We start from the raw sequence: 14,187 nt of genomic DNA on the forward strand, positions 1-14,187 counted from the left end.
TCACCGCATCGAACAACGCGCTGCTGTACTGAATCTCCGCCGTGAGACCGCCATTGGACTCCGCCAGGGCCAGGACCAGGTCGTACTTAACCGGCAGCGATTCATGGGCACCGCCGGCCGGGCTCGTGCCGACGGTCGGGGCCGCCTCGCCCGGATCCGCTGCTGCGTAGGTGAACAGGACCTGGAAGAGCGGGGTGCGCGAGCGGTCGCGCTCGACGACCAGCTCGTCCACCAACTGCTCGAAAGGCAAGTCCTGGTGCGCGTAGGCGCCGAGCGCCGTCTCGCGCACACGGCCGAGGAGTTCGGTGAAGGTCGGATCGCCGGACAGATCCGTCCGCATGACCAGTGTGTTCACGAAGAACCCGATCAGATCCTCCGTCTCGGCCCGGTTCCGGTTCGCCACCGGGGTGCCGACCGCCACGTCCTCCGCGCCGCCGTAGCGGCCGAGCAGCACGCTGAAGGCTGCCAGCAGCGTCATGGACATCGTCGTGCCGTTCGCCTGCGAGAGCGTACGCAGCGCATCGGCCGTGGGGGTCGGCACGACGAACCTGCGCACCGCACCGTCGGTGGACCGGACGGGCGGACGGGGCCGGTCGGTGGGCAGCTCGAGAACGGGGACACCGGCCAACTGGTCCCGCCAGTAGTGCAGCTGGCTCTCCAGTACGCCCCCGGTCAGCCACTGCCGCTGCCAGACCGCGAAGTCCGCGTACTGCACCGGCAGCGGCGGCAACGGGTTCTGCTCCCCGTCCCGGAACGCCTCGTACAGCGTGCGGAGTTCGCGCTGGAGGACGCGGTCGGACAGGTCGTCGGAGACCACGTGGTGTGTCACCAGCACCAGTACGTGGTCGTCCGGGGCAAGGCGGATGAGGACGGCCCGGATCAGGGGTCCGCCGGCCAGGTCGAAGGGCGTGACGGCGTCCGAGGCAGCCAACTGCCGGGCCGCCAGGTCGGGATCGTGGGCCCCGGACACGTCCACCACCGGCAGCGGGAAAGCGGAGGGCGGGTCGATCACCTGGTGCGGTACTCCCTCGGTGTCGGTCACCAGCCGGGTGCGCAACACCTCGTGCCGGGCGATGAGCGCCCCGAGGGCCGCGCCCAGCGCGGAGACGTCGACGGCGTGCCGCCAGCGCATGGGCGTGGGGAGGTTGTACTCGACCGAGCCGGGTTCCAACTGGTCAAGGAACCAGAGTCGTTGCTGCGCGAACGACAGCGGCAGCGGACGGTCGCGGTCCGCCGGTGTGACCGGCGGCAGGACACTCCCCCGGCCCGCGCCGTCGATCACGGCGGCCAGACCGCGCACGGTGGGCTGGTCGAAGAGCGCGGCCAACGGAATCTCCACCGCGAACACCTCACGCACCCGCGAGACGATCTGCGTGGCGAGCAAGGAGTGTCCGCCCAGGTCGAAGAAGCCGTCCAGCGCGCCGACCCTGTCCACACCCAGCACCTGCGCCCAGATTCCGGCGAGCAGTTCCTCGGTCGCGGTCGCCGGGAGCAGGTACGCGCCCTCCAGACCGGATCGCAGGCCCTCGGGTTCGGGGAGGGCGGCGCGGTCGATCTTTCCGTTGGGAGTGAGCGGCAGGGCCGCCAGCCCGACGAACAGGGACGGCACCATGTACTCCGGCACGACCCCCCGCACCCGGTCGCGAAGCTCGGCCGACGAAGGAACGTCCTCGCCCGGCCGTGACGGCACCACATAGGCCACCAGACGGCGCTCCGCGCCCTCACCGTGCCCGACGACCACCGCTGCGCCGACTCGCGGATGAGCGCTCAGCGCGGATTCGATCTCGCCGGGCTCGATACGGAAGCCGCGCACCTTGAGCTGGTCGTCAGCCCGGCCCAGGTACTCCAGACGGCCCTCGGACAGCCAGCGCACACGGTCGCCGGTGCGATACAGCCGAGTGCCGTCACCGCAGAAGTGGTCGGGAATGTAGCGCTCGGCGGTCAACGACGCACGGCCCAGGTAGCCACGGGTCACGCCCATGCCACCGATGAACAACTCACCCGCCACGCCCACCGGCACCGGGTGCAGCCGCTCGTCCAGGACATACACCCGCGTGTTGGCGATCGGCGAACCGATCGACAGCGGGCCATCCGTCACCCGGTCACAGGTGGACCAGATCGTCGTCTCCGTCGGGCCGTACATGTTCCACACCTCGGCACCGCTGCTCAGCAGCGCCTCCGCCAGTCGGGCCGGCAGCGCCTCACCACCCGACAGCACCCGCAGCCCTTCGACACCCGGCCAGCCGTCGGCCAACAGCATCTGCCACAACGACGGAGTCCCCTGCACCACCGAAGCACCCGTCCGCACCAACTCACCTGCTAGACGGCCAGGATCAACCACCGTCTCATGCGGCGCCACCACCACACGGGCACCGGTCACCAGCGGCAACCACAACTCCAACCCCGAGATGTCGAAGCCCAACGTGGTGACCGCCAGCAGGACGTCACCAGCGCTCAGGCCCGGCCTCTGAGCCATCGCGGTCAGGAAACCGACCACGTTCCGCTGCCCGACCAGCACCCCCTTCGGCCGACCCGTCGAACCGGACGTGTACAACACATACGCCAACCCATCCGCACGCACCGAAACGTCCGGAGCCGAAGACGGCAACCCGGCAAGGGCCACACCCGTGTCAGCGTCGTCCAGCCACACCGCCGTCCGCACAGGCAGACGACCAGCCACCGACCGATGCCCCACCAACACCGAGCAACCACTGTCCGCCAGCATGAACTCCAACCGATCCGCAGGAAACTCCGGATCCAACGGCAGATACGCACCACCGGCCTGCCACACCGCCAACACCGCCACCACCATGTCCACACCACGCTCCACACACAGCCCCACCACCGACTCCGCACCCACACCCACCGACCGCAAGTAATGGGCGAGACGGTTGGCCCGCGCCATCAACCCGCCATACGTCACCACCACATCACCCGACACGACCGCCACCACATCCGCAGCCCCCGCCACCCGCCTGGCGACCAGCTCCCCCACCCCGCCGACCGACGGCACCACAGCAGCCGTGGCATTCCAGCCCGCCACCACCTCATCCCACTCACCCGACGACAACACCGGCAACTCACCCACACGCCGGCCCGCGTCCTCCCCCACCGCCTCCAACACCGTCACCAGATGACCGGCCAACCGCTCCACCGTCACCGCATCGAGGCGGGCGCGGTCGTACGAAAGCTTGATCCTGAGGTCCCGGCCGTAGCCGGCGGTGATGTGGAGGGGGTAGTTGACCTGTTCCCGGCCGTAGTTGAAGCCGGCCTGGAGGCCGCTTGCCGCCGATGTCTCCCGGCCTTCGGCGAGGGTGTGGTCCGGGTAGTTCTCGAAGACGAAGAGGGTGTCGAACAGAGGCTGTCCGGGCGGGAGTTCGCTGCTCTCGTTGATCGTCACCAGTGGTGTGTGTTCGTAGGCACGGCCGCGCACCTGCTCGTCCTGCACCGCCGTCAGCCAATCGACGACGGTCCGTTCCCGGTCGACGTGGACGCGGACCGGCGTGGTGTTGATGAGGAGTCCGACCATGTCGTCCATACCGTCGATCTGGCCGCCCCGCCCGGAGGACGTGACGCCGAAGACCACGTCGTCCGAGCCCGCGTACAGGGACAGCACCAGGGCCCACGCACCCTGCACCACCGTGTTGACCGTGAGCCGGTGGCGACGGGCGAACTCCGCCAGACCGTTCGCCGCGGTCGCGGACGGCAGGGAGACCTCGTGGTCGTCCCGTCCTCGATCGCCGGTGGCTCGCTCGACGCCGAGGGTCGTGGTCTCGGTGATGCCCGCCAGCCGCTCGCGCCAGTACGCGCGTGCCTCGTCCAGGTCCCGGCCGGCCACCCAGGCGGCGAAGTTCCGGAAGGGTGCCCGTGCCGCGAGGCGCGGTTCGGCACCCGTACGGAGGGCGTTGTAGGCCTCCAGCATCTCGCCCAGGACGATGGGCAGACTCCACCCGTCGAGCAGGAGGTGGTGGTAGCTCCAGACGAGTTGGTGCCGGTCCTCGGCCAGTCGTAGCAGTGTCAGCCGGACCAGTGTGGGGGCCGAGAAGTCCGCGCCCCGCTGCCAGTCCTCGGCGAGGTGGTCCTCGATCGCCCGCTGCTGGGCGTCCGCCTCCAGGTGCGAGAGGTCCAGGAGGCTCAGCGGCAGGGGGACGGACCGGGAGACCACGGCCAGTGGCTCCGGTACGCCGTCCCACACGACCGTGCTGCGCAGCACCTCGTGCCGCGAGAACACCAGCCCGCAGGCCCTCTTCAGCGCGTCGAGGTCGAGGTCGCCTTCCAGCAGCAGGCCGTTCTGCACCCAGTACATGCCCGGGTCGGCGGACAGCCGGGTGTGGAAGAGCATGCCCTGTTGCAGGGCGGTGAGCGGGTAGATGTCCTCGACCGCCGTCGGCAGCTGTTCCTCGACGCGGTCGAGGGTGGACTGGTCGAGGGGGGCGAGGGGGAAGTCCGACGGGGTGTGACCGCCGGCCCCGGGGCGGCAGCAGTAGTCGATCAGGTCGGTCAGGACTTCGAGGTACCGCTCCGCGAGTCGCCTTACCGTCGCTTCCTCGTGCACCTCACCGCCGTACGTCCAGGTCATCTCCAGTCCGCCGTCGGACACACGGCAGTTGACGTCGATGAGATGGGTGCGGTCGCCCTGGGCCGACCAGGGGCGACCCAGTGATCCGCGTCCGGGCCGGAAGCGCCGTGTGTCCTCGGTCGTCTCCCGGTCGGGGCCTTGGCCGCCGAACTGGCCGAGGTAGTTGAAGCTGACCTCAGCACCCGGGCCGGGCGCGGGTGTCCAGTCCGTCAGGTGGCGCAGGAGGCCATAACCGAGACCCTTGCGGGGCACCGCCCGCAGGTACTCCTTCGTCCGCCGCAGCAGATCACCCAGGTCACCGTCCGCCGGACCCGACAGGGCCACCGGATACACGCTCGTGAACCAGCCCACGGTCCGTGACACGTCGACATCGGCACCCACGTCCTCACGGCCGTGACCCTCCACGTCCACCACCACCGACGGAGCACCGCACCACTCGGTGAGCACCGCGCCCAGCGCGCTCAGCAGCACGTCGTTGATCTGCGTGCGGAACGCCTGCGGCACCTCCCGCAGCAACCGCTCCGTGTCCTCCGCACCGAGGGTGGTGACGACGTCCTGAGTCGCGGCCACGGGGTTGGGCCCTGCGGTGTCGCGGGGCAGGGGCGTCGCCTGTGCCGCGGTCCCGTGCCAGTACTCGGCCTCCGCCGTGGTCTCGGGGGAGGCGGCCAGCTCCGCCAGCCGTTGCGCCCACCGTACGAAGGACGTCGTCTTCGGCGGGAGGACCACCCGTGCGCCGGCCGCGGCCTGTTCGTACGCCGAGGCCAGGTCTTCGAGCAGGACCGGCCAGGACACCGCGTCGACCACGAGGTGGTGTGCGACCACCAGGACCAGCCGGCCTGCATTCCCGCAGTCGAACAGCACCACCCGGAGCAGCGGACCGTGCCGCAGGTCCAGGCTCGCCTGGGCCCGGGTGGCCTGCGCCTCCAGGGACTCGGCGGCCGTGTGGATCACGGACACCACATCGGCCGGTTCCTCCGTCACGACGCGGCCGGTCCAGGTGCCGTCCCGGCGCTCGAACCGCGACCGAAGGGCGTCATGCTGGTCCAGCACCGCGCGGGTCGCGGTCCGCAGTACGTCGGCGTCCACCTCGCCGGCGACCTCCCACACCGCCGACTGGTTGAAGTGCCCGGCCTCGGGCAACTCCCGGTCGAAAAACCACCGTTGGATCGGGGTCAGCGGGAACTCGCCGGATACCACGCCCTGGTCGGCGTCGGCGCCGCTCTCGGCCGCCGCCACGGACGCCAGACCGGCCACCGTCTGGTGGTCGAACAGCTGCGCCGCGGTGACGTGCACGTTGTGCTCACGGACGCGGGCGACGACACGGATGCTGCTGATGGAGTCGCCGCCGAGGTCGAAGAAGTTGTCGTCGACGCCGACGCGGTCGACACCGAGCACCTCCGCCCACGCGTCGGCGACGACGCGCTCGACGCCGGTGCGGGGTGCGACGTAGGCGCGGGCGGAGTCGGCGCGGGCTCCGTCGGGGGCGGGCAGGGCCGCGCGGTCGATCTTCCCGCTGCGGGTCATCGGCATCCCGGCCATCTCGGTGAAGACCGCCGGGACCATGAACTTGGGCAGGTGGTCGGCGACGTGGGCGCGCAGCTCGCCGACGGGCGGCATGCCTTCGGCCATGTCGGCGGGGACCAGGTAGGCGACCAGTTTGCGGTCCGTGCCGCTGCCGTGGGCGGTGACGACCGCCGTCCGGACGCCGGGGTGGCCGGCGAGGACGGTCTCGATCTCTCCGGGTTCGATGCGGAAGCCGCGCACCTTGACCTGGTTGTCGGCGCGGCCGACGAACTCCAGCTGTCCGTCGGGGAGTCGGCGGGCCCGGTCGCCGGAGCGGTACATGCGGGAGCCGTCGGCGGCGAACGGGTCGGCGATGAAACGCTCCGCGGTCAGCGCGCCGCGGCCGCCGTAGCCGCGGGTGACTCCGGCGCCGGCGATGTAGAGCTCGCCGGCCACGCCGATGGGGGCCGGGTCGAGGCACGCGTCGAGGATGTGGACGCGTTCGTTGAACAGGGCGGTGCCGATCGGCGGGGTGCCGTCGGCCACGACGTCGCCCGCGGTGCTGGCGATGGTGGTCTCGGTGGGGCCGTAGACGTTGAGCAGCCGCAGGCGTTCGCGCCAGACGGCGGTGAGCCGGGCCTCGACCCGTTCGCCGCCGACCAGGACGGCGGCGAGGTCGGGGAGGCCGTCGGGCGGCAGCACCTCCAGCAGGGACGGGGTCATGAACGACAGGGTCACCGCGGTGCGCCGCATCAGGGTGGCGAGCCGTTCCGGCGGGGTGCGGTCCTGGCGTTCGGCGACGACCAGGGTCGCGCCGGTGGGCAGCGCCATCACCACCTCCCAGACGGAGGCGTCGAAGCTGAAGGAGGCGAAGCCGAGGACGCGGTCGCCGGGGCCGGCGTGCAGCAGGGGCCGCATCGCCTCGGCGAGGGTCGTCACGCCCCGGTGGGGCACGTGGACGCCCTTGGGGCGGCCGGTGGAGCCGGAGGTGTAGATGACGTACGCGAGCTGGTCCGGCAGGACCGTCACGGGCGGTGCGGTCGCGGGGAGGGCGGCGAGGCCGGCCAGGGTGTCCGGGTCGTCCAGCCACAGCACGGCCTCGGGTGCCGCCTGCGCGGCCAGGCCGGCGGCCACCGCCTCGTGCCCGACCAGCACCGACGCGCCGCTGTCGCTCATCATGAACTGGAGGCGGTCGAGAGGGTAGGCGGGGTCCAGGGGCAGATAGCCGGCGCCGGCCTGCCAGGCGGCCAGTGCGGCGACGGCCATGTCCGCGTCGCGGTCGAGGCACAGCGCCACGACGGACTCGTGGCCGACGCCGAGGCTCCGCAGCCGGTGGGCGAGGCGGTTCGCCCGCTGGATCAAGGCGCCGTAGGTGAGGGCCCGTTGTCCTGTCACGACGGCCACCGTGTCGGGGGTCGCGGCCGCCTGCGCGGCGATGAGTTCGTGCAGGCCGCCCGTGGCGGGCAGGTCGACGGCGGTGTCGTTCCACCCGTGGACGAGCAGGTCGCGCTCGGCCGGCGGCAGCAGGCGCACTTCGCCGACGTGCTGGTCGGCGTCGGCGGCGACGGCGTCGAGGAGGGCCGTCAGGTGCCCGGTCATCCGCTCGGCGGTCGCCGCGTCGAACAGCGCGGTGCTGAACTGGAGTTCACCGGTGAGGGTGCCGTCGGTGTCCGCCAGGGTCAGGACCAGGTCGGCCTTGACGGGGATGCGCTCCGGGCCCGTGGGCGCGGGGTCCGGTTCCTGGGGCTGGGCCGCGCCGTCGCCGGGCTCGCCGGGCACGTAGCTGAACATGACGTCGTAGAGCGGGGTACGGGAGCGGTCCCGTTCCGGGACGAGGGCGTCGACGAGGCGGTCGAACGGCAGGTCCTGGTGGCCGTAGGCGTCCAGGGCCGTCTGCCGGACCCGGCCGAGGAGTTCGGTGAAGGAGGGGTTGCCGGACAGGTCGGTGCGCAGCACGAGCGTGTTGACGAAGAAGCCGACGAGGTCCTCGGCCTCGGCGAGGGAGCGGTTGGCCACGGGGGTGCCGACGGCGACGTCGTCCGTGTCGCCGTAGCGGGCGAGCAGCACGTCGAACGCAGCCAGGAGGGTCATGAACATGGTGGTGCCGTGTTCGCGGGAGAGCGTCCGCAGGGCCTGCGCGGTGCGGGGGTCCACGGTGAACCGGGTGACCGCGCCCTCCGTCGACCGCACGGGCGGCCGGGGCCGGTCGGTGGGCAGCTCCAGCACCGGGGCCTTGTCCAACTGGCGGGTCCAGTAGTCGAGGTGGCGGTCGAGGACGTCACCGGTGAGCCACCGCCGCTGCCAGACCGCGATGTCGGCGTACTGCACGGGCAGTGGCGGCAGCGGGTCGGGCTCGCCGGCGCGGAACGCCTCGTACAGGGCGGACAGGTCGCGGCGCAGGATCCGGTCCGACCACTCGTCGAAGACGACGTGGTGCAGGGCGAGGGCGAGCAGGTGGTCGTCCGGTGCGAGGCGGAGCAGGGTGGCGCGGACCAGCGGGCCGTGGGCCAGGGCGAAGGGCGTGAGGCCGTCCGCACCGACCGTGCGGTCCGCCTCGCCGTGCGGGTCGGCGCTGCCGGAGACGTCCACCACCGGCAGGGGCACGGGGGCCGGCGGGTCGACGACCTGGTGCGCCACGCCGTCGGCGTCGGCGACCAGGCGGGTGCGCAGCACCTCGTGGCGTGCGACGACCGCGTCCAGGGCCGCGCCGAGGGCGCGCAGGTCGAGGGCGCCGGTGAGGTGGACGCGGGCGGACATGTTGTACTCGGGCGAGCCGGGCTCCAACTGGTCGAGGAACCAGAGGCGTTGCTGCCCGAAGGACAGCGGCAGGGCGTCGTCCCGGCCGACGGGCCGGACTGCGGGCGCGGCCGACAGGCCGGAGCCGTCGATCAGCGCGGCCAGGCCGCGTACGGTCGGCCGGTCGAACAGGGCGGAGAGCGGGATCTCCACGGAGAAGGTCTCCCTGATCCGGGAGACGACCTGGATCGCCAGCAGCGAGTGGCCGCCCAGGGTGAAGAAGCCGTCCTGCGCGCCGACCCGGTCCACGCCGAGGATCCGCGCCCAGACGCCGGCGAGCAGTTCCTCGGTCTCCGTGGCGGGAGCGACGTACGCGCTCGCCTGCCCGGCCCGGATCCCCTCCGGCTCGGGCAGCGCGCCGCGGTCGGTCTTGCCGCTCGGCGTCAGCGGCAGGGAGGCCAGCTCGACGAACAGCGACGGAACCATGTACTCCGGGAGCCGCTCGCCCGCGAAGGCGCGCAGCTCCGCCACGGCCGGGATGCCCTCGGCGGGGTCGGCCGGGACGAGGTGCGCGACCAGCCGCCGTTCGGTGCCCTCACCGAACGCCGAGACGACCGCCGTACGCACCCCCGGGTGCGCGGCGAGCGCGGCCTCGGCCTCGGCCGGTTCGATGCGGTGGCCGCGGACCTTCAGCTGGTCGTCGGAGCGGCCCAGGAACTCCAGCCGCCCGTCCTCGAGCCACCGGACGCGGTCGCCCGACCGGTACAGCCGGGAGCCGTCCCGGGCGAAGGGGTCGGCCACGAACCGTTCGGCGGTCAGCGCCGGCCGTCCGCCGTAGCCGCGCGCCACCTGCGGGCCGCCGATGAACAGTTCACCGGCGACGCCCACCGGCACCGGCCGCAGCGACGCGTCCAGGACGTGGACCCGGGTGTTGACGATCGGGCCGCCGATGGGCGGGGTGCCGTCGGGTCCGGTGCCGTCGGTGTCGGCGACGGTCGCGCACACCGTGGTCTCGGTCGGCCCGTACGCGTTGAACAGCCGGTGGTGTTCCCGCCAGGCGGCGGCGAGCCGCCCGTCCAGCCGTTCGCCCGCGGTGACGAGGGTGCGGATGCCCGCGAGGTCACCGGGGCGCAGGGCGTCCAGGAGGGACGGCGGCACGGTCGCCACGGTGACCGCGCTCCGGGCGACGAGCGCCGACAGCCGTTCGGGGTCGGCACGCTCCGCGGTCCGGGCCACGACCAGGGTCGCGCCCGCCGTGAGCGCCATGACCAGTTCCCACACCGAGGCGTCGAAACTGAACGGCGCGAACCCGAGCACCGTGTCGTCGGGGCCCGTCCCCAGGGCCGCACGCTGCGCCGTGGCCAGGCTGACGAGCCCGTGGTGGGACAGGTGGGCGCCCTTGGGGCGGCCGGTGGAACCGGAGGTGTAGATGACGTACGCGAGCTGGTCCGGCAGGACCGTCACGGGCGGTGCGGTGGCGGGGAGCTGGGCGAGGCCGGCCCGGGTCGCCGGGTCGTCCAGCCACAGCACGGCCTCGGGCGCCGCCTGCGCGGCGAGGCCGGCGGCCACCGTCTCGTGTCCGACCAGCACCGAGGCTCCGCTGTCCGTGAGCATGAACCGCAGCCGCTCGGCCGGGTAGTCCGGGTCCAGCGGCAGGTACGCCGCTCCCGCCTGCCACACCGCGAGCACGGCCACCGCGAGATCGGCGCCGCGTTCCAGGCACAGGGCGACCACGGACTCGGCGCCGACGCCCATCGCCCGCAGCCGGTGCGCCAGCCGGGCCGCGCGCCGCGCCAGTCCGTCGTAGGTGAGGAACGTGTCGCCCGCCACGACGCCGACGGCGTCCGGGGTGGACGCCGTGCGTTCGGCGACCAGTTCGTGCGCGCCGGCCGCGGCGGGCAGCGGTGCGGCGGTGTCGTTCCACGCGCGGACGAGCAGGTCACGCTCGGCCGTCGGCAGCACGGGCAGGTCGCCGACGGTGCCGCCGGTGTCGGAGGCGATCGCTTCGAGGACGGTGCCGAGGTGGCCCGCCATCCGGGCGATGGTCAACTCGTCGAAGTGGGCACGGTCGTAGGAGAGCCGTACGACCAGTTCGCGCGCGGAGGACGCGATCACGCCGAGGGGGTAGTTCGACTGGTCCCGCCCGTAGTTGGCGCCGGCCCGCAGCGCTTCGTCCGCCGCGTACCGTGCCTGCCCGCCGCCTTCGACCAGGGCCTGGTCCGGATAGTTCTCGAAGGCGAAAACGGTACTGAACAGCGCTTCGCCAGGCGGCAGTTGACTCGCCTCGGTGATCGTGACCAGGGGTGTGTGCTCGTACTGCCGGGCGCGGACCTGCTCGTCCTGGAGTCCGGCCAGCCATTCGGTCACCGGCAGGTCCCGGTCGACACGGACGCGGACCGGGGTGGTGTTGATCAGCAGTCCGACCATGTCGTCCATGCCGTCGACCTGGCCGCCCCGGCCGGAGGACGTCGCGCCGAACACCACGTCGTCGGTGCCCGCGTACAGCGCCATGACGAGCGACCAGGCGCCCTGCACGACGGTGTTCAGCGTCATCCGGTGCCTGCGTGCGAACTCCGCCAGACGGGACTCGGCGACCGGCGCCGACAGCGGGACCCGGTGCTCGTCCCGCCCTTGCCGGCCGGTGGCGCGCTCCACGCCGAGCGCTGTGGCCTCGGTGACACCGGCCAGCCGCTCACGCCAGTACGCCCGGGCCTGCTCCCCGTCCTGACCGTTCACCCATGCCACGAAGTCGCGGAACGGCGCGCGCGCCGGCAGCTCCGGACGGCCTCCCGCACGCAGGGCGCGGTAGGCGTCCAGCACCTCCGACAGGACGAGGGGCACACTCCACCCGTCGAGCAGCAGGTGGTGGTGGCTCCACACCATCTGGTGCCGGTCGTCGGCCAGCCGGATCACCGCGATCCGTACCAGTGTCGGCCCCGAGAAGTCGGCCCCCCGCTCCCAGTCGGCCTCCAGGTGCTCGGCGACCGCGTGCCGCTGGGCCTCCCCGTCGAGGTGCGCGAGATCCAGCAGACGCAAGGGCAGCGGCACGGACCGGGAGACGACGGCCACCGGCTCCGGAAGCCCCTCCCACACGACCTTGGTGCGCAGCACCTCGTGCCGTGAGAACACCAGCTCCCAGGCTTCCCGCAACGCGTCGAGATCGAGCTCCCCTTCGAGCAGGAGCCCGTTCTGCGCCCAGTACATGCCCGGCTCGGCGGCCAGGTGCGTGTGGAAGAGCATGCCCTGCTGCACGGCGGTCAGCGGGTGGACGTCCTCGATCTCCGTCGGCAGGTGTTCCTCGATACGGTCGAGGGCGGCCTGGTCGAGACGGGCCAGCGGGAAGTCCGACGGCGTGCGGCCGCCGACGTCCGGACGGCAGCAGTACGCGATCAGCTCGGCCAGCACCTCGACGTAGCGCTGCGCCAACCGCCGTACCGTCGCTTCGTCGTGCACGTCACAGCTGTACGTCCACTCCAGCGCGAGTCCTTCGTCGACGATCTGCCCGTTGACCTCGACAAGGTGGGTACGGGTGCCGTCGCCGGACCGGGACCCGCCGAGCGACCGCCCCGACGGACGGAAACGCCTCGGCTCGCCCGAATCGGTACGACGGCCGCTCTGGCCGAGGTAGTTGAAGCTGACCTCCGCACCGGGGCGGCCTGGCTCGGGTGTCCAGTCCGTCAGGTGGCGCAGGAGGCCGTAACCGAGACCCTTGCGGGGCACCGCCCGCAGGTACTCCTTCGTCCGCCGCAGCAGATCACCCAGGTCACCGTCCGCCGGGCCCGACAGGGCCACCGGATACACGCTCGTGAACCAGCCCACGGTCCGTGACACGTCGACATCGGCACCCACGTCCTCACGGCCGTGCCCCTCGACATCGACCACCACCGACGGGGCATCGCACCACTCGGTGAGCACTACGCCGAGTGCGCTCAGCAGCACGTCGTTGATCTGCGTGCGGAACGCCTGCGGCACCCCCCGCAGCAACCGCTCGGTCAGGTCGGAGTTCAGCGTCGCGCGCACGTTGCGCACCGAGGCGTTTCGGTTCGGGCCGTCGTGGTCACGCGGCAGCGCGGTGTCCGCCGCCTCGGTGCGCCGCCAGTACGCGGCCTCCTCGGCCGACTCCGGGGCACCGGACAGCTCCGTCAGGCGCTCGGCCCAGCGGATGAAGGACGTCGTCTTGGGCGGCAGGACGATCCCGACGCCGTCGGCGGCCTGGTCGTACGCCGAGGAGAGGTCTTCGAGGAGTACGGGCCAGGAAACGGCGTCCACGACCAGGTGATGGACGGCGACAAGGAGCAGCCGACCCTGCTCACCACGCTCGAAGAGCGCCGCACGCAGCAGCGGTCCCGCACCCAGGTCGAGACTCGCCTGCACCCCAGTGGCCTGCGCCTCCAAGGTCTTTGTGCTCGCACCGACCGCATCGACCGTCGTGAGCAGGTCGGCGGGCTCGGCGGCCACCACGCGGCCGATCCACCGGCCCTCCTCGCGCAGGAACCGGGAGCGCAGCGCGTCGTGCTGCTCGACCAGGGCGTGCAGGGCGATCCGCAGCACCTCCGGATCGACCTCGTCGGAGACGTCGAGGACCACCGCCTGGTTGAAATGGGACGGGTCGGCCTGCCCGCCGTCCAGGAAGGCCCGCTGTACGGGTGTCAGCGGGAAGTCCCCCACGACCAGGCCCTGTTCGGCGTCGGTGGGGTTCTCGGCGGCCGCGACGGTCGCCAGCGCCGCCACCGTCTGGTGGTCGAAGAGCTGGGCCACGGTGACGTGCACCCCGAGTTCACGGGCCCGCGCCACGACCCGGATGCTGATGATGGAATCGCCGCCGACATCGAAGAAGTTGTCCTCGACACCCACCCGCTCCAACCCGAGCACCTGCGCCCACACCCCGGCCAGCACCCGCTCGACCTCGGTACGCGGCGCCACATACACACCCGCCGACGCCACACGTTCACCATCGGGAGCAGGAAGCGCGGCCCGGTCGAGCTTGCCGTTCGGAGTCAGAGGCAGAGCAGCGAGTTCGGTGAACACGGACGGAATCATGAAGGCGGGCAGGTGGGAAGCGGCGTGGGCGCGCAGGTCGGTGACGGGCGGGACGCCTGCCGTCACGTCCTCGGGGACCAGGTAGGCCACCAGTCGGCGGTCGTCCTCGGCGCCGAAGGGGACCACGACGGCGGTACGAACCTGGGGATGCGCGGTCAGGACGGCTTCGATCTCACCGGGTTCGATACGGAAGCCGCGGACCTTGACCTGCTGATCGGCCCGGCCCACGAAATCCAACCGCCCGTCCGGGAGCCAGCGCGCCCGGTCACCCGAGCGGTACATACGCGAGCCGTCGGCCGCGAACGGGTCAGGGAGGAAACGTTCGGCAG

Annotated in this window: 1 protein-coding gene; it reads right to left on the bottom strand. The window is 72.2% G+C overall.

What is annotated here, in order from left to right:
* Window positions 1–14,140 (bottom strand): non-ribosomal peptide synthetase (locus AAW13_RS41470; protein ID WP_240528921.1); only part of this gene is annotated, 14,140 nt, incomplete at its 3' end.
* Between the last annotated feature and the right edge of the window lie 47 nt (window positions 14,141–14,187).

Source organism: Streptomyces humi (genome assembly GCF_001005085.2).
Classification (GTDB): Bacteria; Actinomycetota; Actinomycetes; order Streptomycetales; family Streptomycetaceae; genus Streptomyces; species Streptomyces humi.